Source organism: Marinobacterium nitratireducens (genome assembly GCF_014645375.1).
GTDB classification, from domain to species: Bacteria; Pseudomonadota; Gammaproteobacteria; order Pseudomonadales; family Balneatricaceae; genus Marinobacterium_A; species Marinobacterium_A nitratireducens.
Map to the genome: position 1 here is coordinate 41,201 of NZ_BMLT01000005.1, position 22,781 is coordinate 63,981.

A 22,781-nucleotide genomic window follows, 5' to 3' on the forward strand; every position below is an offset into this window, starting at 1 on the left:
CACCTGCCTATTTTATGCAAGTTTGGGCCCAGCACCAGCGATGGCTTGCCCGATGCTTCATCCCCTCACCGCGGCCCCGTTCAGGCGCGCAGGTAGGCCCAGCCTGCCCCCTGTTGTTGCGCGATGTGGAGTACCGCCGCCGGAACGGTGCGCACGCTCGCGGGCGCCGCGAGATTCTGGTTGACGAGACTGTTGCGACAGAGCACCAGCAACGGCAGCACGGCTTCGTCGTCGATCTTCACCGCCGCGGCCGCCGCCGGGCCATTGACGACGATCTCGACCTGGGCGTCCGGCTCGAGTTTGAGCAGGTTGCGGGCATTGGACTGGGCGCGTGCAAGCGCAGCCTCGGTCGGCGCGTGTATCATCAGTTGAATCATGATCGGAACTCCTTGTCCCGCAGCCTTAGAGCGCCGCGGCTATTTCATGGGCGATTGATTGCAGGTCTTCGGCGTTGCGGCCCCGGGGACGCGGCAGGTCGATGCGGCGGTCGACACTGACCTGACCCGGACTTCCGGCCAGCACGATAACACGATCCGCGAGGTAAACCGCCTCTTCGATATCGTGGGTGATGAACATCACCGCCGCGCCGGTCTTCTGCCAGATCCCGAGCAGCTCGTCCTGCAGGTGCTGCCGGGTGATGGCATCGACCGCGCTGAACGGCTCGTCCATCAGCAGCAGGTCCGGGTGTACCGCCAGCGCACGGGCGATACCGGCGCGCTGTACCTGACCGCCGGAAAGCTGATGCGGCCAGCGGTCCGCCAGGTGCGACAGGAGCGTAAGCCCCAATACCTCGTCGATACGCGCCGCCTTCTCCTCGGCACTGAGCGCCAGCCCCTGCAGGCCGTAGGCGATATTGCTGCGCAGCCGACGCCAGGGCAGCAGGCGGCCGTCCTGGAACACGGTACCGCGACTGCGGCTGCCCGGCTTGCCCGGCACGTCCAGCACGATCTCACCTGCGCTCGGGCTCGCCAGCCCGGCGACGCAGCGCAGCAGCGTCGACTTGCCGACGCCGGAGCCGCCGACCACCGCGACGAACTCGCCGGCACCGATGTGAAGGTCAAGCCCCTCGAACACCGGATGATCGGCGTTTCGGTAGTGGTAGGTCAGACGGTCGATGGTCAGGATGGACGCCATTGCAGTGCTCGTTTCTCGATCTGGGCAAAAAGTGTGTCGCTGAGGGTGTAAACCAGCGAGATGATCAGCATGTAAACCACCACCGCCTCGTAGGCGCCGACACCGGCGGCGGCGTTCATCTCCTGTCCCATGCCGGGCACGCCGAGCAGCTCGGCGGCAATCAGCGTCATCCAGGCCTGGCCGATGCCGGTGCGCATGCCGGAAAAGATCCCGGGCGCCGCGGCCGGCAGCGTAACGTTGAATGCCTGGTTGAGGTGCCCGTGCTGGCCGAAGGCGCGCGCCAGTTCATAGTACTTGGGGTCGATGTTGCGCACCGCCGAGTAAGTGGCGAAATAATTGACCCAGAACACGCCGATGGCGATGACGAAAGCGGCGCCGGCGTGGCTGACCTTGAACCAGGCAATGGCGAACACTACCCAGGCCAGCGGCGGAATCGGGCGCAGAATTCGCGCCAGCCAGGCGTGCAGGGCGTCGACCGAGTGCGACGAAGCCGCCGTTGCGCCGACCAGGAAACCGAGCAGCGTGCCCATCCCCAGCCCCCAGACGTAGTGCACCAGGCTCGACAGAATCGATGGCAGCAAGCGGCCCGAAGACCACTCGTCGGCCAGCGCTGCCGGCAGCCGGAAAGGGTCCGGGATGGTTCCGGGCGGCGCCCAGCCCGTGACCTGGGCGAACTTCCAGACAGCGACGAACAGCACCACGCCACCCAAACCCAGCAGCGCCCGCCCCGTCGCGGAGCGGGTGAAGGAGTTGCCGGGGTGTGACATCAGTTCGCCGGCGCCAGTTGATCGTAAAAGCGGGTGTCGAACAGTTCATCCAGCATGACATCGGCCTTGAGGGTGCCGAGCTCGGCCTGGAAGTCGCGCATTTCGCGGGTACCGTCGACGATGGCGTTGGGGTCGGCCTCGAAGTTATCGGCGGAGTTGCGCAGCGCCAGCTCCACCACATCCGCCGACAGACGGCCGCCACCGACGTACTTGCCGACCGCCGCCACTGTGCTGGCCGGATCCGATTTCAGCTGCTCGGTCGCTTCGACATGGGCCCTTACCAGCGCCTGCACCAGCTCGGGCTGCTCGTTGATCAGCGCTTCGCGAACCGCCAGAACGGCGCCGGGCTGATGCGGGAACATCTCGGAGCCACGGGCAACGACTCGGGCATCCTCACGACGCTGGGTCACGATGCTGACCACCGGCTCCAGAATCGCGGCGCCATCGACCGCACCGGTCATCAGCGACTGCTGCACCTGGGCCGCCCCCTGATAAACGATGTCCACGCTGGCCGGATCGATGCCGAGCTGACGGCGCATCCAGTACTGCAGCACGGTTTCGGGCACCGAGCCGACCGGGAAGGTGGCGATCACGGGCTTGCGGCCCTTGTCGGCAGCAAACCGCTCGAAGGCGGTTTTGGCATCGCCGTCGAAGTACGGCGCCAGCTCGCCCAGCGCCAGCATACTGATCTGCTCGACAATGTTCGACGCCACCACCTTGATATCGGCGCCCTTGGCGCGGGCGACCATCGCCGGCCCGATGCCGAGATAAGCCACATCGAGCTGACCGGCCAGCAGCGCCTGCACGATCGCCGGGCCGTTCTGGAACTGAACCAGTTTCGGATCGGATACCCCCGCCTGACCCAGGGCACCGTTTTCCAGTACGACGAACGCCTGCGAAACCGGAATGATCGGCATGTAGCCGATTTCGAGCGGCTCAGCCGCCCGAGAAGTGCTGGTTAAGGTCACCAGACATGTCAACAGCAGCGCCAGAACTCCACGCATGATCGGCCTCCTTGAATGCGGTTAGAGTGGCGTCATGCTATATAAATGAATCTGCATTTTACAGCTGGCACTAAGCACTTTTAGCTATATGATTAGTTTCGAATTTACCGATTAACCCGCCGAACCGGCATGTCCTGCACCGGTGCTCCGGTTCAGCCGTCGACCAGGCGGTGCGCAATGCAGAACTGCCGGTGATCGCCGACCACACAGTCGGCATAGGCGAAGGCCATGCTGCCGAGCAAATCGATGAAAGCATCGAAGCGGCCAAGCGCCGGTGCGCTTACGGCATCGGCGAAAATTGCCTCGCGCCCGGAGCCAAGGGCCCGGGCACCGCGCAGATGCGACGCCGCCAGTATAGCGCCCCAGTTCTGCGCCAGTTCGCGCCATGCCTTGCCTTTGGTCAGCTTGTGGGTCGGGTAGTCGGCCTTGAACGGCGAGCGTTCCCGCACCGAAAACCACTGCCCGTCCAGCTCCAGCCAGCCGACGTAGGGATCGGGGTGACGCGCCAGTGCCTGGAAAGCCCGCGCGTGCCGCTCGCCCTCATGCCCGAACAGCCGGCTGTACTCCTCGCGTTCGCGGCGGTTCATCACCTGCCAGGCGGCCGGCGGTTGCTGCGCCTTGATATCGAGGATCACATCGTCGTGATCTCCCTCCGCCTGGCCCTCGATCAGCGCATAGAAGCGATCGCTGCCGAGCGAGCCGGTGCCCGCCGCCAGCCGGCGTGCCACATCCTTGACCCGAAAGTGCTGTTGACTGTGCCCCGGCACCTCGTCGTCGAGGCTGTCCTGATAAGCTTCCAGCGCATCGATCAGGGAGCCGCGCTGGACCTGCGGCAACTCGCCGAGCTTGGCATGACCGGCCTGGAAGCGACGCTCGTCGTCGTTGCCGCAGGTCCACTTGTCGAGCATCGCCTGCCGGCTCTTCCTTGCTGCCGTCCTGACGAGGAACTTCTGTAACCGGCCATCGCTGCTGTCGGGCATCGCCACCCAGTCGATGAGCGTCCGCCAGTTCGCCAGGCCCTCGAGATAACTGCGCGCCAGCTCCCTCAGCGCCTTGCGGATGGCCTTGTCGCCGCAATCGGGCATTTCCCGCATCGCCAGCACCAGACTGACCGCCAGCCGCCACAGGTCGTACTGATAGTCGCCGATCAGAGCATCGTCGAAGTCGTCGAGCCCGAAACGCACCTGGTTGTCGTGGCTGCCATAGGCGCCGAAGTTGTGCAGATGGGCATCGCCCTGCAGCCAGGTCTGGGTCTCGCTCAAACCGCCGAACAGCGAAAAGTGCCAGTCCCGATACAGATCCGACCAGTAAAGATGATTGCTGCCGCGGTAGAAGGTGAAGGGCGATACCGCCATGCGATGGTATTTCTGAGCCCGCAGCTCCGGCGTCAGCCCGGCGTTGGTGGTGTCGAGCTCCGCCAGCATGCTCTCGCTGCGGTTATGCGCGGTGGTGGTCATATCAAGACATCCCTTTTGAATATTGCAGTGTCAGACGAACGGCGTCGGATTTCCACCGTCCGGGGCATGCCAGCATGACCCTCAGCTGGCTGCCGAAACGGTGTTCCATACATCGCCGACGGCGATTCAGCCCAAAGGTGCCCGATACCAGTGCAATGCAGGCAATAATATTCGCGTGTTATTCATCCTCGCCCAATACTGAAGCCAGTATGGAATACTGTCACCGCCAGTCACGCCCGGGCATCCCGGATGACGACCGCAGCCGGAGTCCCGGATACGCAGAACAACAAAGGAAGAAACGGACAATGCCATTCGATTTCAGCACCGCGGTGAACATCATGGGTCTTAGCGCGGTGGCGGTGTTCGCAATCTCGGGTGCCCTCGATGCGGCGCGGCACAAGATGGACCTGCTGGGCTTCATGCTGATCGGCACGGTAACGGGGATCGGCGGCGGCACCGTACGCGACCTGCTGCTGGGCCAGCTCCCGGTGTTCTGGATTCGCGAGCCGATATGGGTTTCGGTGTGCCTGTTAGCTTCGTTCGCGACCTATTTCATCGCGCCCAGACTCAGTTCCCGGAGCCGCGCACTGGTCTGGATGGACGCGGTGGGCCTGGCACTGTTCGCCGTGACCGGCACCGAGATCGCGATCACTCTGGGCGTCTCGCCCCTGATTGCCGTCTGCATGGGGGTCATGACCGCCACCTTCGGCGGCATCGCCCGCGATGTGCTTTGCGGCAGCAACCTGACCCTGATGAACGAGGAACTCTACATCACCACCGCGCTGGCCGGCGCGATCGCCTACCTCTGCCTCGGCGCTCTGAACCTGCCCACCAACTACGATCTGATCGGCGGCTTCCTCGTGGGCTTCATTCTGAGAGCCCTGGCGATCAAGTTCCGCATCAAGCTGCCCAATCCGTATAAAGCGAAGTAGCCCGAACGCTGGCCAGGCGAACGGGCCCGGCGCCGGACCATCGGCTATAATGGCGCGCACCTTCGAAGCGACCGTTCCCCATGAGTAAAACCGACGCCCTGCGCAATGCCAAGTCCGAACTCCATCCCCGCAACCGCCATCAGGCACGCTACGACTTTGTCGCGCTGACCGGATCCAGCCCCGAACTGAAGCCGTTCGTCAGGCCCAACCGCTTTGGCAACGACTCCATCGACTTTAGCGATCCCGAGGCGCTGAAAGCGCTCAACGCCGCCCTGCTGAAATATTTCTACGGGGTCGCGTTCTGGGATCTGCCGCCGGGATTTCTCTGCCCGCCGATTCCGGGCCGGGCGGATTACGTTCACTACCTGGCGGACCTGCTGGCCGAGTCGAACGGTGGCATCATCCCCCGCGGCCGCTCGGTCAGGGCGCTGGATATCGGCATCGGCGCCAACTGCATCTACCCCATCGTCGGCACCCGGGAGTACGGCTGGCGCTTCGTCGGTTCCGATATCAACCCGGTGGCGATCGCCACGGCGCAGACGATCATCGCTGCCAACACCTGCCTCTCGGGCAATATCGAAGCCCGACTGCAGAAACAGCCGCAGCATATCTTCGAGGGAATCTGGCGCGCCCACGAGCGCTTCGATATCACCCTGTGCAACCCGCCCTTCCATGCTTCCGAAGAGGCCATGGCCGCCGAGGCGAACCGCAAGTGGCAGGGCCTGAAGAAACGCAGGACTGCGGCGAGCCCCCGGCTCAACTTCGGCGGTCAGGCCAATGAGCTCTGGTGCGATGGCGGCGAAGAGGAATTCGTTTGCCGCATGGTGCGCGAGAGCCGCACCTTCGGCGAGCGCTGCTGCTGGTTCACCTCTCTGGTGGCGAAACAGGCAAGTCTCAAGGCTATTCATGACGAGCTGAAAAAGGCCGGTGCCGTGCAGGTACGCACCATCAAAATGGCGCAGGGTCAGAAGATCAGCCGCTTCGTCGCCTGGAGCTTCCTGACAGCCGAACAGCAGGCCGGGTGGCGGGCGGCGTGACCGCACCCACTCCGCAATGTAGCGACCGACCATCCCCATGCGCATTCTGTTACTTTCCGCCTACGACGCCGCCAGCCACCGCTCCTGGCACCTGGGCCTGAAGGCCCGCTTTCCCCGGTACGACTGGACGGTGCTGACCCTGCCGGCCCGTTACTTCGCCTGGCGCTTGCGCGGCAACAGCCTGAGCTGGGCCTTTGGTGAGCGGGAGACCCTGTCGCGCCCGTACGACCTGGTGATCGCCACCTCGATGACCGACCTGTCCGCGTTACGCGGCCTGGTGCCCAATCTCGCCGGTATCCCGACACTGGTGTATTTCCATGAGAATCAGTTCGCCTATCCGCGCTCCGGACGGGAAACCAACACGGTGGAGCCGCAGGTACTCAACCTCTACACCGCACTGTGCGCCGACCGGATCCTGTTCAACAGCGCCTACAACCGCGACAGCCTGATCGAAGGCGCACGGCGTCTGCTGAAAAGGCTGCCCGACCGGGTTCCGCCCGGTCTGCCGGAGCACCTGGCCGGGCGCGCCGAGGTGTTGCCGGTGCCGCTGGCGGACGAACACTTCCTGGCGCCCGCGGGGTTCGACCCGCGACATCCCTGGCGTGCCGGCAACGCGCACGGGCCCATCCGTATCGTCTGGGCGTCGCGCTGGGAATTCGACAAGGGACCGGACCGTCTGCTGGCGATTCTGCGGGAACTGGAGCGACGCGGACTGGATTACCGCCTGGCACTGCTCGGCGAGCGCTTCCGGCATACGCCGGAGCAATTCGATACCATCGGCACCGAATTCGCCCACCGGCTGGATCAGTTCGGCTATGCCGCCAGCCCCGAGGAATACCGTGGCTGGCTGCAGGGCGCCGACCTGGTGCTGTCCACCGCGATCCACGAGTTTCAGGGACTGTCGGTACTCGAGGCGGTGGCCGCCGGCTGTATCCCGGTATTGCCCGACCGGCAGGCGTACCCGGAACTGTTCGGTGCACAATACCTGTACCGGGACTGCGGCGCGGATATCGAACAGGAAGCCCGCTGCGCCGCGGATGCTCTGATCAGCCAGGCGCAAAAACTGCGAGACAGCGGCGCCTGCGTCCCATCCGTCGAACGCTTCAGCTGGGCAACCCTGGGGAAGGAGTATGGACGCCTGATCGAGCAGCTGACCGGCGCCGGTCACCTGCTATGACGGGTTACGCCATCGCACAGGTCGCAGGATGGGTGAAACCGCACTCCGCCGGGCGGCGTAACGCTTGCCTCGGCTGCCTCGAAAACGCTTTTCAACAGCCTGCTAGGGAAGTTGATGCGACCAGTAGAACATCCCGGATTTCTTGTTCAGGATCGTTGCACTCTGGTGCTCGTCACAGGCCCTTCCCGCCATTCCGTAACACAGATGCAGCGGTAGCAAATGTTCCTCCCGGGGATGGCAGAAACGGGCATGGGGCGCATCCTGCCAGTGGATAAGACGGCGGCTGCGTTCCGCTTCATCCAGCGCCGGATTGGCGCAGGTATCCAGCAGCCAGTCCTCGAACGCCTGGTTTCTGGCGCGGATCTGCGGTGTATCCGGCGCAAAGAAGGCCTGCATGTTGTGAAACGAAAAGCCGGAGCCGATCACCAGCAGGTTGTCGCAGTCCAGCCCCCGCAGTGCGCGACCGACCGCCAGATGCGCCTCTGCGTTCAGGTCGCTCATCAGTGACAGCTGCACGCAGGGGATATCGGCATCCGGGTACATCAGCTTGAGCGGCACGAACATGCCGTGGTCGAACCCGCGCCGCTCATCCAGCTGCGCGGAAATCCCGGCTTCGCTCAGTACCCGGAATACCTGCTGCGCCAGCGCCGGATCACCCGGACAGGGGTATTGAATCTCGTAGGATTCGGGCGGGAAACCGTAGTAGTCGTAAATCAGTCCGGGATTCGCGCCCGCGGTAATGGTCGGCACCGGCGCTTCCCAGTGCGCGCTGATCAGCAGGATCGCCGAAGGTTTGCGCAGCCTGCGCGCAAACATCTCGAGGCTGTCCACCATTTCCCGGTGGCCCGGGTCACCCAGCAGCGGCATGGGGCCACCACCGTGCGAGAGAAAGAGAATATCGGCGCTTTTGCGGTTCATAGATGCCTGTCCACGTATCTGATGACCTGATAACCAGCGTGCGCCCGGTCTGCGACCGGGCTTAGGGAACCTTGCCATCAGACGGTCGCGCTGCGAACGCCCGAACGCTGTGCCTCATCGGCGTCGGTGAAGCGCGCCAGCAGCAGGTTGTCGAGCGCGAAGCGCCCCGGACCCTGAATCGCCAGCACCAGCGTAATGGCAAACAGACTCAGCGCGAACTCGTAGCCGTTATTGGCCATGAACAGACCATTGCTGAAGTGCACGCTGAAGATCGCTACCAGCATAGTAAAGGCTGAAACGATCGCTGCAGGTCGGGTCAGCAGTCCCAGCAGCAGTGCGATACCGCCGAAAAACTCTGCACTGCCCGCGAGCAGCGCCATCAGGTAGCCGGGCTCCAGACCGATGCTCGCCATCCACTGCCCGGTACCCTCGAGGCCGTAACCGCCAAACCAGCCAAACAGCTTCTGGGCGCCATGGGCCGTCAGAATCACCCCGATCGGTATACGCAGGGCCAGGGCTGCGTAGCCGGCAGTGGAACGGAACAGTGCGTGTGCGAAACGGTTATTCATAGGTCTTTCCTCGCTCGTTGGGCCTTTGGGTTCCCCGACGTCTCTGCGTCAGGTGATGAGGCCACTTTACTATCCACGATTCGAAAGACTAAGACGGAGTCTATTGCAATATTATCAACATGCCATTGATAATCATGAAGCTATGCTCCCGGCATAAGCGACCTGTCGCGGCAAAGGTGATTACGTTGGACCGTTTTGATGCCATGCGCGCTTTCGTCACGGTGGTGACCGAAGGCTCATTTACCCGGGCGGCCGAGCGCCTCGAGAAATCGCCGCAGCTGATCAGCAAGTATGTCTCGGCGCTGGAGCAACACCTGGACGTCCGCCTGCTCAATCGCACGACCCGTAAAGTGCGCCTGACCGAAGCAGGCACCCGCTACTATCAGCGCGCGCAGACGTTGCTGGATGAAATCGACGACCTGGAAAGCCAGCTCGGTGATCTGCATGCCCAGGTACAGGGCCAGCTGCGCATCAGCGCCCCGGTTTCCTTTGCCATGCATCACCTGGCGGCCCCGATCTGCGCGTTCCAGCGAGACCACCCGGCGGTGGACATCGACCTGCAGCTGAACGACCGCAAGGTCGATATCGTCGAGGAAGGCTTCGATATCGCCCTGCGCATCGGGCACCTCAAAAGCTCCTCGCTGGTGGCCAAACGCATCGCCCCGGTGCGGCTGGTGATGTGTGCGTCGCCCGATTACCTGGCCCGCCACGGCACGCCGGTCCGCCCCGAGCAGCTGAAGCAGCACCGCTATCTGCGTTACAGCTTTGTCGAAAACGACGGCAGCCTGGCGATGCACCGCTGGCTGCAGGATGGGGAACGGGACACGGCGGCTGACCTGGTCAGCAACAACGGCGACCTGCTGGTTCGGGCGGCGATCGAAGGCGCCGGCATCGCCATTCAGCCAACCTTTATCTCGGGTACGGCCATTGCCAACGGACAACTCAGGGTGATTATGCAGGAATACGAACCCGAACCGATGGGCCTGTACGCCGTCTATGCCCACCGACAGCTGCTGCCGGGCAAGGTGCGCACTTTCATCGACTTTCTGGATGGGTATTTCGGCGACCCGCCGTACTGGGATGCCTTAGACGCTGGCACCGATACATGACCGCTGGCCACCTGATGGGTACCAGCAGGCCGAAACCTGCGCCCCTCACCATCGCCGATGGCACCCTGGAAGCCCTGAAATGGCTTGCACTGCTGCTGATGACCGGCGATCACGTCAACCGCTACCTGTTCGATGCCACCCTGCCGCTGCTGTTCGAGCTGGGTCGGCTGGCATTACCGATTTTCGTCGTCGTCCTTGCGGTCAACCTGTCCCGGCCGGGTACGCTCCGGCGCGGCGTTTACCCGCGCACGCTCAAACGCCTGGGCCTGACGGGAACCATCGCATCGGTGCCCTTTGTCGCGCTGAACACGGCCCTCGGCTCCGGCTGGCTGCCGCTGAACGTGCTGTTCACCCTGCTGGTGCTGACCGCCACGCTGTACCTGATCGAGCGCGGCGAGCTGGCCGCCGCGGGCGTCGTCCTGCTGGTTGGCGGCAACCTGGTCGAGTACTGGTGGTTCGGCCTCGCACTCGGCGTGGCGACCTGGCGTTATTGCCGGCAGCCCTCGATCCCGGCAGCCGTGGCAGCACTGCTGGCATGCGCCGGCCTCGGATTCATCAACGGCAACGGCTGGGCCCTGGCGGCCGTGCCGCTGATTCTATGCGCCACCCGCGTACGGTTGTCCTTCCCCCGCCTGCGGTGGATGTTCTACGCCTACTATCCGTTGCATCTGGCTGCGATCTGGCTGATCCGAATGAGCCCACTTTTCTGATTCGTTGCGTCGCTGTTATCGCTCGACGCAGGCGCATCTGCGGACGGGGTAATGGGACGAATGGATTCCGAAGCTCAAGAGTGCTTCAGACTATCCTGGACGATAGCTGGCGCGCGGCCTGGACCAGATTTTTCGAGTAGGTCCGGGCATCCTGCGCGTTCAGAAACTCGCCATTGATGGCCGCGCTGATGGCCGCCACCGGCTCGTTGCGCAAATTCAGAATCGGCGCAGCAATGCAGCTGACCTGGCTATCGATCTCTCCGTGGGTGACCGCGTAGCCGAGGCGCTTGGCACGGGACAGGTCCTCGGCGATCTCCTCCAGACTGCCGCCGATTGCGGGACTGGACTTCTCCTCCCCCTTGAAATAGCTGCGCTGAAAATCGTCGGATCGCATCGACAGGATTGCCTTGCCCGAAGCGGATTGGTGCATCGCCATGGTCTGACCGATATGAATGTTGAAAGCGCTGCCCATGGAGGACTCCACTTTCGAAACCACAACAACCTTATTGCCCACCGGCACACTGAGAAAGATCGTTTTGTGGATCTCGTTCTTCAGTATCTCCGCGATCGGGTAGAAGAACGGAATGATGCTCTGCTTGTTGTAGATGGTGGAGGCAATTTGAAAAATCCTGGAGCCAATGCAATAGGACTTCTTACGGCTCGGGTCCAGCGCCACCAACTGATGATCAAGCAGCGCATTGATAATGCGATGGCCGCTGGCTGCGGCGATACCGGTCTGTTCGCAAATTTCGGAAAGCGTCAGCGGGTAAGCTGAAGCAGCAAGCAGGTCCAGAATCAATACGCTGCTGTCCACCGCCGGCGCCTTGGATTTCTCTTTAACTTCCACGACTTACGCCCAATATTTTATATACGGAAATATTATTTACATATCGCCATTTTTCAGCCCTTAACAGCCAGACATCCGCCGTTGCTGAGGCACTCCAGCACTTCAAAGTGCCGGGAACAGGCCACGAGCAGGCCGTTACAGCCCGTTAACGCTTGTATCGGCTGTATCTGATTCCGTGAACACTACATGAAAAACCCGTCCCGATTCAAATACCTCGACGACGATGCCGGGGGACAAGAGTCGTCTGACCCCGTCTCTGCGGCAACCAGCGTACAAAACACAGACTATTTTCCATATATGAAATTGAAATTTCTTCTATGGAATTTTATTGACAGCCTAATGGCAGGCTTCTAGGATGCGCTCATCAACTTCAAGGAATCTGTCATGCGTATCGACAAGAACTTTGTGAACAACGAATTTGTAAGCTCCACCAAGGGGACCATGATTTCTGTATACAACCCGGCAACTGAAGCGGTCATCGGACAGGTTCAGGCCGCAACTGCAGAAGAGGCTCTCGAAGCGGTGGCGATTGCCGCCGAAGCACAGAAGGGTTGGCGTCAATTGACCAGCATCGAGCGTGCCGGTTACATGCACAAACTTGCGGACGCCCTGCTGGCCCGTAAAGACGCGATCGGCCAGGCCCTGGCCGAAGAGTCCGGAAAAAGCCTGGAAGACGCCACCAACGAAGCGGTCTACGCGGCCGACATCACTCGCTACCACGCAGAATGGGCCCGCCGTATCGAAGGCGAGATCATCCCCAGCGACACCCCCTCGGAAAGCCTGCTGCTGCAGCGCGAACCGATCGGCGTGGTCGCCTGCCTGATTCCGTTCAACTACCCGGTTTACACTCTGCTTCGCAAAATCGCCCCGGCGCTGATTACCGGTAATACGGTGGTGGTGCGCCCGAGCAACAATACCCCGTGCTCTGCGTTCGAAATTGCCAAAGCCGTTCAGGATGCAGGACTTCCCGCCGGCGTTGTGAACATCCTGACCATGGATCATGCCACAGCGGAAAGTGTGTGCACCCACCCGAAAGTCGGCATGATTACCCTGACAGGCAGCGTGGGTGCCGGGCGCAAGGTTCTGGAGTACTCCCAGGTCAATATCGCCAAATCATCATTGGAGCTCGGTGGCAAATCCCCCGCTATCGTGGAAGCCGATGCCGACCTGGAAAAAGCCGCACGCGACATCGTTGCGTCCAAAACGACCAATTGCGGCCAGCTTTGCACGGCCATCGAACGCGTCTACGTGCATGAGGCGGTTTACGAGCAGTTTGTCGGGTTGCTGCGCTCCAATCTTGCCGAACGCCAGTATGGCGACCGGGCGGCCAATCCGAGTTTCATGGGCCCGCTGATCAACGAAAACGCCCGTCTCAACATTCACCAGATGGTGGAACGTGCAATCGACGACGGTGCCACACTGGAAGTGGGCGGTTACATCCCCGAAGGACCGGGGCACTTCTATCCGCCCACCCTGTTGACCAGCTGTCGGCAGGATATGGAGATCGTGCAGGAAGAGATCTTCGGCCCGGTACTGCCGGTACTCAAGTACAGCGATGCCGATGAAGCCCTGGCGCTGGCCAACGATCATCAGTTTGGCCTGGCCTCGGTGATCTACACCGAGAACTATCGTACGGCGATGAAGGTGGCCAACAACATCGAAGCCGGTGAGATTTATATCAATCGCACCCCTTCCGATCCGTACCAGGGTTACCACGCTGGCTGGAAACGTTCCGGCCTCGGTGGCGACGACGGTAAGCACGGCATGCTGGAGTTTACCCAAACCCGGCTGGTAGTTCTGAACTACTAAAAACCTGCGAAAAAATACCAGTTGTGTTGGCCCTGCCAATGCCCGCATTCATCTTCGGGTGCGGGTATAGAAGCATGGACATAATAAATACCTAAAAACTGTGCAACAGGAATAAAAATCAGATGGACAATACCATTGCCAAGCCACCTGCTTCCGTCGGAAGTAAAATCGACCTGAAGCGCTACTTTCAATTCAGTCTGTTGTTGCTGGCGGCGGGGGCGATTTTCCCCCTGATGTACCTGCGTCAAAACTTTGAAACCTCGATTCTGGAAACCTTCCAGATTACAGCCGGTGACTTGGGTAATTACTACTCCATGCTGGGTGTGATGTATTTCGTCTGCTATGTGCCTAGCGGCTGGCTGGCGGATCGGCTATCACCCCGGCTGCTGGTCACTTTCTCAATGGTTGCGACGGGGGTCCTGGGGCTGTGGTTTGCTTCGGTTCCATCGAAGGACGTACTGGTTTACATCTTCTTGGGCTGGGGCTTTGCTGCTGGCCTGACGTTCTGGGCATCGATGCTCAAAGGGGTCAAAATGCTGGCCCACAAAGATGAGCAGGGGCGTTTTTTCGGCATCCTTGACGGCGGTCGCGGCCTTGTCGAGGCGGTTCTGGCAACAATTGCAATAGCGATCTTCGCCTACGCCGTTGACACGGCAGGTCTTAGCAATGCGCTCGCACTGAAACAGGTGATCTATATGTACTCCTTCACCTGTATCGCGATCGGTGTCCTGACCTTCCTGTTTTTCCGCGGCGGCAATGCCGCAGAAGAGAACTCCAGCAAAAACGGCTCGGGCAACCTGATTCGCGATCTAAGGTTCCTTGCGTCCATTCCTGAACTCTGGATGGTTGCCGTCATTATCTTCTGTGGCTATCAACTATTCTGGGCGACTTACTCTTTCTCTGCATTCATGCAGGAAGGCTACCAGATGACTGCCGTCACGGCGGGCTTCATTACCGTTGCCAAGCTGTGGATGCGACCGATAGGCGGCATTGGTGCCGGTATTCTCGGCGACAAGTACGGCAAAGAGAACATTCTGGCTATCTCCCTTCTGGGAGCCACGCTGGGACTGGTTTCACTGATTCTGTTCCCCAAAGTGAACACCGTATACCTGTTGCTAGCGGTTGTATTGCTGATTGGCGTGCTGACCTACGCCATCCGCGGACTCTATTGGGCGATTCTGGACGACTGTGATATTCCCATGCAGGTTACCGGCCTGGCGATAGGCGTGATTTCCCTCATCGCTTACACGCCGGATATCTTCCTGCCGCAGATCAACGGCTACATCGCTGCCCGTTATGAGGGCATCACCGTCTACAACCTTTACTTTGGCTACATAGCAGCAATGGGCGCAATCGGCACCCTGGCTGCCCTGAAACTCAAGACAATGACCTCCAAGAAAAGGGCATTACGATGAAAGTTGTATCTTGTGAAACCTATATTGTCGCAACACCACCGCCTCACGTCGGAGGCATGTACTGGATCTTCGTCAGCCTGAAAACGGACTGCGGAATAGAAGGCATTGGTGAAGTATACGCGGCGACCTTTCATCCCAAGGTGATGGTGCCCGCCATCGATGACGTCTTTGAGCGCTGTCTGCAGGGCAAGGATCCTCACCACGTCGAACGCTTCTTCCGTGAGGCCTACTCCAGCGGCTTCACCCAGCGGCCGGACCTGACCATGATGGGGATCGTCAGCGGTCTTGAAATGGCCTGCTGGGATATCATCGGCAAAGCCGCCGGCAAGCCCGTTTACGAACTGATTGGCGGTAAGGTCAACAGCCGACTGCGCTCCTACACCTACCTATACCCGAAGGACAGGAACGGCGACTACGACTACGACAACGTCGAACTGGCAGTTGAATGTGCGCTGGAGAACAAGGAACGCGGCTTCACGGCACTGAAATTCGACCCGGCCGGTCCGTACAGCGCCTACTCCGGTCATATGCTGTCACTGGAAGCGATGGACAAGAGCGCGACGTTTTGCCGACGCATCCGCGAAGCGGTCGGCAACAGCTGCGACCTGCTGTTCGGTACCCATGGTCAGATGACGCCGGCCTCCGCTCTCCGTCTCGCACAACGGCTGGAACCTTTCGACCCGATGTGGTTCGAGGAGCCGGTGCCGCCGGGCCAGAGCGAAGCAATGTCCCGCGTGGCACAGAATACCCGCATCCCGGTGGCCACTGGCGAGCGCCTGACCACCAAGTACGAGTTCCATGATCTGCTGAAGAACGGAGCGGCTTCCATTCTGCAGATGAATCTGGGCCGGGTTGGCGGCATTCTGGAAGGCAAGAAAATCGCGGCCATTGCCGAGGCCTACTACGCTCAGATCGCGCCGCATCTGTATAACGGCCCGGTCGGTGCAGCCGCCAGCATCCAGTTGGCCGCAGCCACGCCCAACTTCCTGATTCAGGAGAGCATTGGTACCTGGGACGGTTTCCACGCCGAGGTCCTGCAGGAAAAGATCGAGTGGCAGGACGGCTATATCATTCCGTCCGACAAGCCCGGACTGGGCATTGAGCTGAACATGGAAGTGGTGAAAGCAAACTCGCCGTACACCGGCAAGGCTCTGCACCTGAGCATGGACCCCAGACCTTACGACTATAAAGAACAGTCCTCCACTCTCTGGAAAGCCCAGCCGGAGCGCTAACTATGCAATATGATTTCATTGTCGTGGGCGCCGGCTCTGCCGGCTGCATACTGGCACACCGCCTCACTGAAACGGGGCAGTACAAGGTACTGCTGCTGGAGGCGGGCGGAAAAGACAGCTCGCCCTGGATCAAGCTGCCGGTCGGCTTCGCCAAGACCTACTACAACCCGCAGTACAACTACATGTACTACAGCGAGGAAGAAAATGGCATGGCCGGACGCAAGCTCTACGCCCCCCGGGGCAAGGTGCAGGGCGGTTCCGGTTCGATCAATGCCATGATCTACGTTCGAGGTCAGAAAGCGGACTTCGATGACTGGGCGGCCGCTGGCAACGAGGGATGGTCCTACCAGGATGTCCTGCCCTATTTCAAGAAGCTGGAACAGCACCCGGCCGGCGACACGGAATACCACTCCGGCAAGGGGCTGATCGGGATAACGCCGATGAAGGACGGCGCACACCCGATCTGCCAACACTACCTGAAAGGCGCAGAGCAGCTGGGCTACCACGTAAATGAGGACTTCAATGGCGAAACCATAGAGGGTGCCGGCATCTACGAGGCCAACATTCGCAACGGCCAGCGGGACTCCAGCAACACCGCTTACCTGAAGCCCGCGTTGAAGCGCCCCAACCTGCATATCCGGCGGGTAACCATGGCGGAAAAAATCCTGCTGGATGACAACGACCGCGCCATTGGCGTACAGGTACGCAGTGGCGACACTGTCGAGACGATAACGGCCAGGCGGGAAGTCATTCTGGCGGCAGGCGCGGTGGACTCGCCGAAGCTGCTGCAGTTATCCGGCATCGGCGACAAGGCCCTGCTGGACAAGCACCGGATTCCATTGCGCAAGCACTTGCCCGCCGTGGGTCAAAATCTGCAGGATCATCTCTGCGTCAGTTATTACTATCGTGCCAACATGAAAACCCTCAATGACGAGTTTCTTTCGTACTGGGGACAGGCGAAGGCAGGGCTTCAGTATTTGATCAATCGTACCGGACCACTGAGCATGAGCGTCAATCAGGCCGGGGGGTTCTTCAGGGGCGATGAGGACGAACAGCTGCCAAACATTCAGCTGTACTTCAACCCGATGTCGTACCAGATTCCGAAGGACCCGAACGCCAAAATGATGCCAGAGCCCTATTCAGGATTCCTGGTGGCATTCAACTCGTGCCGCCCCAGCAGTAAGGGCCGTATCGAAATTGCGTCGAACAATCCGCAGGATGCCGCACAGATCCGGCCGAATTACCTTTCCACCGAGAAAGATGTGCGCGAAGTGCTTCAGGGCAGCAAACTGATACGTAAAATCATGAGTGCTCCGGCCCTGCAGGCCATCACCGTGGAAGAAGTGCTTCCCGGCAACACCGTGCACGACGAAGAGACGATGTTGCAGTACTTCCGCGAGAACGGCGGCTCGATCTATCACCTGTGCGGCTCCTGCGCGATGGGACCCAGCGCCGAAACCGCAGTGGTGGACAGTCGCCTGCGGGTTCACGGCATCAACGGATTGCGAGTGATCGACGCTTCGGTCTTCCCCAACATCACCTCCGGCAATCTCAATGCGCCGACCATGATGGTGGCGGAAAAGGGCGCCGAAATGGTTTTACAGGACAATCAAGGCTGATTGACCCGCCCCCATCGCAGTTCGCCGACAGTTTAATCGCCTTGCCGATTAAACTGTCGTCCCCTTAGCTCTTGCCCCTGAATTGCAGCGATATCCGCAGCTGGCGCCTCGATAGGCCCCCGGCGGGCGCTCACCGACGCTTTATAACGCTGCTGCAGACGTGTTTTCCGGAGGTTTAGCAACTAGGCTGCAGGGGTTTGGCCGCCGGGCGAAGCCTCCATAACCATTCCCGAAGGATTCGCCCGCGGAGCGAGCTCCTACAACAGCCCGACGGTTCGCAGGCCCGTAGGAGCCCACTCTGTGGGCGAATCTATCTATCCTGCCGTCAGGAATCGGCGCCGGACTGGAGCCCCGAGAGCGAGGGGCCGCCCCCGTGACGGCGATCACGCAGCTGCGGCTGCAGCCCGGTCTCCCGGCGAATGCTCCTGTAGCTGCGAACCAGCAGAAGCAACAAGGCAGCCGCATGGACCGCAACGATAAAACAATAAAGCGCGACGACACCGTAGCGGTGCATCAGGAAGCCGGCTATCAGCGGCCCCAGTATGCCGCCGACACCCAGCAGCACCTTGAGGGTAGCGGTCGCGGGCAAAGCCTCCCCTGCACCGATCCGGTCGAACACCTGGGTCACGGCGAGCGGAAACAGCGCCGCCCCGGCACCGCCGGACAGTATGAACAGCGCCACCAGTGCGATCTGCGGCAGACTGTAATAGGCGTCTAAAACGATCAGCGCATTGCCTAGCATGCCCAGCAGCATCAGCCCGATGGCCACCGCCCCCTTATCGAAGCGGTCGGCAAGCCAGCCCGACGGAAGCTGGGTCACCAGAACCCCCAGTTGGTAGGACCCCAGCACGATCGCCAGCCAGATGCCGACCAGCCCTTTCTCGAAGGCATAGAGCGACACCAGCGAAATACTCGCGGCGCCGACCAGCCCTGCGCAGAATCCGGTAATCATCCCCTCAGGCGAACAGGCCCAGAGCCTGCGCAGGGACATAACGCAGGCGCTTGCCGGGATTTCAGGCGCCGGCAACCGGGTCATCGACATGGCCACGAGCGCAAAACTCAGCAGCACCGAGACAATGCCGAAGATGCGCACGTCGTAGCCGCCGGCGACGTTCAGGAACAGTGGCGCCGTACCGAACCCCAGCGAAAAGCAGATCTGGCTGAGGCCAAAGATCCGTCCGCGGGTACGCCGGTCGCACAGCACGCTCAACCAGCTCTCCAGGATGATCAGGCTCGCGTATAAACAGAAGCCGGCAAGCAACCGCAGCAAGGCGGTCACCCAGACGTCATCCAGGTAACTGTGCGCGATCGCGATGCTGGACAGGGTCGCCGACGTGGTGACGAAGGCCCGTACATGACCGACCCTGATCACGATCCTGGATGCCCACAGACCGGCCAGGATATTGCCGACGGCGAACAGGCTCATGGCAAAGCCGATCATCGACTCATCCACGCCGGACTGCTTCAGCCGCACCGGCAGGAGAACGAAAAACAGGTTATGACCTGCGCCCAACATCAAGACCGAAAACAGGATGGGGCGAACGCGAAACAGGATACTGGATGACATGGTGGCCGGGTCCTTTACCTGCGGTTCAGATCGTCACGGCGGACGCATCATCCCGGGGCGCCCCGTCGAACCTCGTCGCCGCCTGCTCCAGCAGGTACTGGCTGAGCAGCGGTACGCAGCGTCCGGTCGCCCCCTTCTCCTTGCCGCTGTTGCGGGCGACGCCCGCGATATCCAGGTGCGCCCAGCGAAAGGCTCCGGCAAAGCGGGACAGGAAGCAGGCGGCGGTGATGGTGCCGGCCGCCGGGCCGCCCAGGTTGGCGATATCGGCGAAGTTGGAATCCAGCTGCTCCTGGTACTCGTCCCACAGCGGCAGACGCCAGGCACGGTCGGCAGCGAAGCTACCGGCACTCAGCAGATCGCCGGCGAGAGCGTCGTCATTGGCCAGCAGCCCGCAGGCATGACTGCCGAGGGCGATGGAGCAGGCGCCGGTCAGAGTGGCGATATCGACCACCGTCTTGGGCTTGAAACGCCCGGCATAAGTCAGGGCGTCGCACAGGACCAGGCGGCCCTCGGCGTCGGTGTTGAGGACTTCGACGGTCTGCCCGGACAGGGTGGTGACGACGTCGCCGGGCTTGAGCGCGCGACTGCCCGGCATGTTCTCCGCGGCGGCCACGATGCCGACGACATTGATCGGCAGCGCCATTTCGGCCACGGCGTTGAGGGTACCCAGTACGCTGGCGGCGCCACACATGTCGAACTTCATTTCGTCCATCGCGGCGCCCGGCTTCAGGCTGATGCCGCCGGTGTCGAAGGTGATGCCCTTGCCGACCAGCACGTGCGGTTGCGCATCCGGATCGTCGCTGCCGTTGTACTGAATGACTATGAGTTTCGACGGCTGGTCGGAACCGTTACCCACCGCCAGCAGTGAGCCCATGCCGAGTGCCGCCATATCGCGCTCGTCGAGGACACTGGTGCTGACACGGTCGCACTCCTGCGCCAGCCGAACTGCCTGCTCTGCCAGATAGCTCGGCGTGCAGACGTTGCCCGGCAGGTTGCCGAGGTCGCGCGCCAGCGCGACGCCATTGGCGATGGCGGCACCGTCGGCCAGCGCCTGCCTGCCCGCTTCGGCAGCATTCTCCGGCAACAGAATCCGAACCTGTGCCAGGGCCTGCGGCTCGGCCTTGCCGCTCTTGGTCTGATCGTATCGATACAGCTCGGCACAACCCCACTCGATCAGCAGACGGGACTGACGGTACATATCCGTAGCCGCGATGCAGGGAACGTCGAGCGCGAACAGCACGTCGCGGGCGCGGATTTTCCTGATGGCGTCGAAGGCAGCCCTGACCTGCTTGCGATAGTTGCGGTCGTTGCGCTCGCAGTCCTGGCCGAGACCGAGCAGCAGCACGCGCCGGGCCCTGACGCCGGGTACGTGGTGTAAAAGCAGGCTTTCGGCGACCGCGCCGCGTATATCGCCGCTCCCGACGATGTCCGAGAGATAGCCGCCGCTGGCCGTGTCGAGATTCCGGGCCGCGGGGGTCAGAACTCCGCCGGCTTCGATACCGACGACAAGCAGTTCCGTTTCCAGCCCCTCGATGGCGCCGCTGAGTATTTCAAAATCCATGGTCGCTCCAGACAAAGACTCGTTGTGTTTTCAGGATTGCTGCATTGCCTCGGCCCGGTCAGCCGCACCTCACAGAGCAAAGTGGATGCGAAAGACTTGACGTTGGCGGCAATATTGTTGCATATTTTAGAACCTTGTTCCGATATTTAACAACAATAAACGGAGTCCACTATGCTTAAAACGTATCGATCATGGATACGCTCGCCGGGAGGATCCAACTGCATGAGCTACGACGACACACTGGCGGCGCCCGAGGGCACCGCGCAGAATGGCAGTCATCCTCGCGCGCTCGCCCTCAACAACCTTGTGCTGACCGTGATGCTCAGCATTGCCGGCGCCATCATCGGCATTCAGCTGCTGGCAAGCCTGGGGATCACCCCCAGCACCTCGCTGATCGGTGCGCTCGCCGCAATGGCGCTGGCACGCATTCCGCTGAGCATCTTCCGTGGCTATCGCTCGATACACGCGCAGAACCTGGCGCAGACCAGTATCTCGTCCGCCACCTTCGGCGCGGCCAATACGCTGTTCCTGCCAATAGGCATTCCCTACCTGTTCGGTATGCCCGAGATGGTTCAGCCCATGCTGGTTGGCGTGGCGATGGCGCTGCTGCTGGACGCCTGGCTGCTCTACCGCATGTTCGACACACCGGCCTTCCCGGCCAAAAACCCCTGGCCTCCGGGCGTGGCGTCGGCCATGGCGATCAGGGCGGGTGACACCGGCGGCAGGCAGGCCAGGATCCTGCTGGGCGGGCTCGCGGTCGGCGTGGCAGGGGCGGTGTTCAAGCTGCCGATGTCCGCCTTTGGCGTGGCCCTGCTGGCCGGGCTCAGTTCGATGATTGCCTTTGCCACCGGCCTGATGATCCGCGGTTATTCGCTGCCGCTGCTGGATCTGGATATTGCCGCCATGTATATCCCGCATGGCATGATGATCGGCGCGGGCCTGGTGGCCCTGGCGCAGGTCGGCCGCGTGATTCTGAAACGCCAGCGCGAAGCCAGAGCCGCGGACACACCGACAGAAGCGGCCGGCGCCAGACGGCTCGGTCGCGCGCTCGGCGCCGGCGGTATCGGCTACCTGGTGATCTCGCTGTTCCTGGCCGTGGGCACGGGTATCTATACCGAGATGTCCATTGGTATGCTGCTGGCGTTCGTGCTGTTCGCGACTGCCGCCGCCTTCGTGCACGAACTGATCGTCGGCATCGCCGCCATGCACTCCGGCTGGTTCCCCGCCTTTGCGGTAGCGCTGATTACCCTGATCCTCGGCATCATTATCGGCTTTCCGCCCGAGGCACTGGTGGTCATCGCGGGCTTCTCGGCAGCCACCGGCCCCGCTTTCGCCGATATGGGTTATGACCTCAAGACCGGCTACATGCTGCGCGGTGAAGGCGCGGATCCCGCCTTCGAGCTGGAAGGCCGCCGTCAACAGCTGATCGCCGGCATGATCGGTTTCGTCTGCGCCATCGCGGTCGTCCTGCTGTCCTACCAGACTTTCTTCGACAGAGGGCAGACGGCGCCGATCAACGCCGCCTACGTCGCAGCCATCAACGCCGGCATGTCGATGGACACCGCGATCAACCTGGCGCTCTGGGCCATTCCCGGTGCGCTGCTGCAGTTAATCGGCGGCTCGGGCCGGCAGCTCGGCATACTGTTCGCGACCGGTCTGCTGATCAATTTCCCACCGGCCGGCTGGATGGTCGCGCTGGGCGTCATCTGCCGTCTGGTTTTCCTGCGGGTGACAGGCACGGATACACGCGACCGCCTGGAGGTCTTTGCCGGCGGCGTGATCGCCGGCGACGCGCTCTACTCCTTCTTCTCGAGCGGCTTCAGATCCCTGAGCAAATAGACAACCTGCGAATATTTCCGATTGCGGCTCTGGTCTGCCACGCAGGCCAAATGGAACCTGCTCGCAGGTTCCACCGAG

20 protein-coding genes are annotated in these 22,781 nt (G+C 61.6%); 10 read left to right on the forward strand and 10 right to left on the reverse strand.

Annotated elements, in window-relative coordinates; all coding sequences use genetic code 11:
- Positions 1 to 80: 80 nt before the first annotated feature.
- From IEX85_RS10610 to IEX85_RS10630, 5 genes are all read right to left on the reverse strand, one after another.
- The gene (locus IEX85_RS10610) at positions 81 to 377 is read right to left on the reverse strand and encodes a DsrE family protein (RefSeq protein ID WP_188860572.1); all 297 of its coding nucleotides are present in this window, start codon (positions 375 to 377) and stop codon (positions 81 to 83) included.
- Between the two features lie 25 nt (positions 378 to 402).
- Positions 403 to 1,134: an ABC transporter ATP-binding protein gene (locus IEX85_RS10615; protein ID WP_188860573.1), complete on the reverse strand. Its 732-nt coding sequence runs from the start codon at positions 1,132 to 1,134 to the stop codon at positions 403 to 405.
- On the reverse strand, positions 1,119 to 1,901 hold the full coding sequence (locus IEX85_RS10620) for an ABC transporter permease (RefSeq protein WP_188860574.1): 783 nt from the start codon (positions 1,899 to 1,901) through the stop codon (positions 1,119 to 1,121). Before IEX85_RS10620 ends, IEX85_RS10615 begins: the two co-directional genes overlap by 16 nt.
- The gene (locus tag IEX85_RS10625; protein WP_188860575.1) at positions 1,901 to 2,905 is read right to left on the reverse strand and encodes an ABC transporter substrate-binding protein; all 1,005 of its coding nucleotides are present in this window, start codon (positions 2,903 to 2,905) and stop codon (positions 1,901 to 1,903) included. The genes IEX85_RS10620 and IEX85_RS10625 overlap by 1 nt, the downstream gene beginning before the upstream one ends.
- A 152-nt stretch (positions 2,906 to 3,057) precedes the next feature.
- Complete coding sequence (locus IEX85_RS10630; RefSeq protein WP_188860576.1) at positions 3,058 to 4,362, reverse strand: DUF2252 domain-containing protein; 1,305 nt, start codon at positions 4,360 to 4,362, stop codon at positions 3,058 to 3,060.
- 305 nt (positions 4,363 to 4,667) lie between these two features.
- On the opposite strand from IEX85_RS10630, the gene IEX85_RS10635 reads away from it, so the two are divergent.
- The 3 genes from IEX85_RS10635 (at position 4,668) to IEX85_RS10645 (ending at position 7,508) form a co-directional block, all read left to right on the forward strand.
- Positions 4,668 to 5,294, forward strand: coding sequence for a trimeric intracellular cation channel family protein (locus tag IEX85_RS10635; protein WP_188860577.1), 627 nt, complete (start codon positions 4,668 to 4,670; stop codon positions 5,292 to 5,294).
- A gap of 80 nt (positions 5,295 to 5,374) precedes the next feature.
- Positions 5,375 to 6,331 carry a 23S rRNA (adenine(1618)-N(6))-methyltransferase RlmF gene (gene rlmF, locus IEX85_RS10640; protein ID WP_188860578.1) on the forward strand — a complete coding sequence of 319 codons (957 nt, stop codon included), beginning with the start codon at positions 5,375 to 5,377 and terminating at the stop codon, positions 6,329 to 6,331.
- 37 nt (positions 6,332 to 6,368) lie between these two features.
- The gene (locus IEX85_RS10645; protein WP_188860579.1) at positions 6,369 to 7,508 is read left to right on the forward strand and encodes a tRNA-queuosine alpha-mannosyltransferase domain-containing protein; all 1,140 of its coding nucleotides are present in this window, start codon (positions 6,369 to 6,371) and stop codon (positions 7,506 to 7,508) included.
- Between the two features lie 102 nt (positions 7,509 to 7,610).
- Here IEX85_RS10645 and IEX85_RS10650 read toward each other — a convergent pair whose 3' ends face one another.
- Positions 7,611 to 8,426, reverse strand: coding sequence for a DODA-type extradiol aromatic ring-opening family dioxygenase (locus IEX85_RS10650; RefSeq protein WP_188860580.1), 816 nt, complete (start codon positions 8,424 to 8,426; stop codon positions 7,611 to 7,613).
- Between the two features lie 77 nt (positions 8,427 to 8,503).
- Positions 8,504 to 8,995 carry a DoxX family protein gene (locus IEX85_RS10655; protein WP_188860581.1) on the reverse strand — a complete coding sequence of 164 codons (492 nt, stop codon included), beginning with the start codon at positions 8,993 to 8,995 and terminating at the stop codon, positions 8,504 to 8,506.
- A 185-nt stretch (positions 8,996 to 9,180) separates the two neighbouring features.
- Here IEX85_RS10655 and IEX85_RS10660 point away from each other — a divergent pair, with 185 nt between their 5' ends.
- On the forward strand, positions 9,181 to 10,104 hold the full coding sequence (locus tag IEX85_RS10660) for a LysR family transcriptional regulator (RefSeq protein WP_188860582.1): 924 nt from the start codon (positions 9,181 to 9,183) through the stop codon (positions 10,102 to 10,104).
- Positions 10,101 to 10,814, forward strand: a complete 714-nt coding sequence (locus IEX85_RS10665; protein ID WP_268238073.1) for a TraX family protein — start codon at positions 10,101 to 10,103, stop codon at positions 10,812 to 10,814. The genes IEX85_RS10660 and IEX85_RS10665 overlap by 4 nt, the downstream gene beginning before the upstream one ends.
- An 85-nt stretch (positions 10,815 to 10,899) precedes the next feature.
- Here IEX85_RS10665 and IEX85_RS10670 read toward each other — a convergent pair whose 3' ends face one another.
- Entirely contained in the window at positions 10,900 to 11,661 is a 762-nt protein-coding gene (locus IEX85_RS10670; RefSeq protein WP_188860583.1) for an IclR family transcriptional regulator, read from the reverse strand.
- A gap of 384 nt (positions 11,662 to 12,045) precedes the next feature.
- Between IEX85_RS10670 and aldA the strand changes: the two genes are divergently transcribed.
- The 4 genes from aldA to IEX85_RS10690 all read left to right on the forward strand — a co-directional run bounded on the left by aldA (position 12,046) and on the right by IEX85_RS10690 (position 17,736).
- Positions 12,046 to 13,470: an aldehyde dehydrogenase gene (gene aldA, locus IEX85_RS10675; RefSeq protein ID WP_188860584.1), complete on the forward strand. Its 1,425-nt coding sequence runs from the start codon at positions 12,046 to 12,048 to the stop codon at positions 13,468 to 13,470.
- A 122-nt stretch (positions 13,471 to 13,592) separates the two neighbouring features.
- The gene (locus IEX85_RS10680; RefSeq protein ID WP_188860585.1) at positions 13,593 to 14,885 is read left to right on the forward strand and encodes an MFS transporter; all 1,293 of its coding nucleotides are present in this window, start codon (positions 13,593 to 13,595) and stop codon (positions 14,883 to 14,885) included.
- Positions 14,882 to 16,117: a mandelate racemase/muconate lactonizing enzyme family protein gene (locus tag IEX85_RS10685; RefSeq protein WP_188860586.1), complete on the forward strand. Its 1,236-nt coding sequence runs from the start codon at positions 14,882 to 14,884 to the stop codon at positions 16,115 to 16,117. The genes IEX85_RS10680 and IEX85_RS10685 overlap by 4 nt, the downstream gene beginning before the upstream one ends.
- Positions 16,118 to 16,119: 2 nt before the next feature.
- Positions 16,120 to 17,736: a GMC family oxidoreductase gene (locus tag IEX85_RS10690; RefSeq protein WP_188860587.1), complete on the forward strand. Its 1,617-nt coding sequence runs from the start codon at positions 16,120 to 16,122 to the stop codon at positions 17,734 to 17,736.
- Positions 17,737 to 18,061: 325 nt separating this feature from the next.
- Here IEX85_RS10690 and IEX85_RS10695 read toward each other — a convergent pair whose 3' ends face one another.
- Complete coding sequence (locus IEX85_RS10695; protein WP_188860588.1) at positions 18,062 to 19,303, reverse strand: MFS transporter; 1,242 nt, start codon at positions 19,301 to 19,303, stop codon at positions 18,062 to 18,064.
- Positions 19,304 to 19,328: 25 nt separating this feature from the next.
- Positions 19,329 to 20,864, reverse strand: coding sequence for a leucyl aminopeptidase (locus IEX85_RS10700; RefSeq protein WP_188860589.1), 1,536 nt, complete (start codon positions 20,862 to 20,864; stop codon positions 19,329 to 19,331).
- Between the two features lie 222 nt (positions 20,865 to 21,086).
- On the opposite strand from IEX85_RS10700, the gene IEX85_RS10705 reads away from it, so the two are divergent.
- Positions 21,087 to 22,703: an OPT/YSL family transporter gene (locus IEX85_RS10705; RefSeq protein ID WP_188860590.1), complete on the forward strand. Its 1,617-nt coding sequence runs from the start codon at positions 21,087 to 21,089 to the stop codon at positions 22,701 to 22,703.
- Positions 22,704 to 22,781: the final 78 nt, after the last annotated feature.

Bases quoted from the DNA above. Each gene is read 5' to 3' on its own strand.
- IEX85_RS10610 (WP_188860572.1), bottom strand. From the start codon at position 377: ATGATTCAACTGATGATACACGCGCCGACCGAGGCTGCGCTTGCACGC.
- IEX85_RS10615 (WP_188860573.1), bottom strand. From the start codon at position 1,134: ATGGCGTCCATCCTGACCATCGACCGTCTGACCTACCACTACCGAAAC.
- IEX85_RS10620 (WP_188860574.1), bottom strand. From the start codon at position 1,901: ATGTCACACCCCGGCAACTCCTTCACCCGCTCCGCGACGGGGCGGGCG.
- IEX85_RS10625 (WP_188860575.1), bottom strand. From the start codon at position 2,905: ATGCGTGGAGTTCTGGCGCTGCTGTTGACATGTCTGGTGACCTTAACC.
- IEX85_RS10630 (WP_188860576.1), bottom strand. From the start codon at position 4,362: ATGACCACCACCGCGCATAACCGCAGCGAGAGCATGCTGGCGGAGCTC.
- IEX85_RS10635 (WP_188860577.1), top strand. From the start codon at position 4,668: ATGCCATTCGATTTCAGCACCGCGGTGAACATCATGGGTCTTAGCGCG.
- rlmF (WP_188860578.1), top strand. From the start codon at position 5,375: ATGAGTAAAACCGACGCCCTGCGCAATGCCAAGTCCGAACTCCATCCC.
- IEX85_RS10645 (WP_188860579.1), top strand. From the start codon at position 6,369: ATGCGCATTCTGTTACTTTCCGCCTACGACGCCGCCAGCCACCGCTCC.
- IEX85_RS10650 (WP_188860580.1), bottom strand. From the start codon at position 8,426: ATGAACCGCAAAAGCGCCGATATTCTCTTTCTCTCGCACGGTGGTGGC.
- IEX85_RS10655 (WP_188860581.1), bottom strand. From the start codon at position 8,995: ATGAATAACCGTTTCGCACACGCACTGTTCCGTTCCACTGCCGGCTAC.
- IEX85_RS10665 (WP_268238073.1), top strand. From the start codon at position 10,101: ATGACCGCTGGCCACCTGATGGGTACCAGCAGGCCGAAACCTGCGCCC.
- aldA (WP_188860584.1), top strand. From the start codon at position 12,046: ATGCGTATCGACAAGAACTTTGTGAACAACGAATTTGTAAGCTCCACC.
- IEX85_RS10680 (WP_188860585.1), top strand. From the start codon at position 13,593: ATGGACAATACCATTGCCAAGCCACCTGCTTCCGTCGGAAGTAAAATC.
- IEX85_RS10685 (WP_188860586.1), top strand. From the start codon at position 14,882: ATGAAAGTTGTATCTTGTGAAACCTATATTGTCGCAACACCACCGCCT.
- IEX85_RS10690 (WP_188860587.1), top strand. From the start codon at position 16,120: ATGCAATATGATTTCATTGTCGTGGGCGCCGGCTCTGCCGGCTGCATA.
- IEX85_RS10695 (WP_188860588.1), bottom strand. From the start codon at position 19,303: ATGTCATCCAGTATCCTGTTTCGCGTTCGCCCCATCCTGTTTTCGGTC.
- IEX85_RS10700 (WP_188860589.1), bottom strand. From the start codon at position 20,864: ATGGATTTTGAAATACTCAGCGGCGCCATCGAGGGGCTGGAAACGGAA.
- IEX85_RS10705 (WP_188860590.1), top strand. From the start codon at position 21,087: ATGAGCTACGACGACACACTGGCGGCGCCCGAGGGCACCGCGCAGAAT.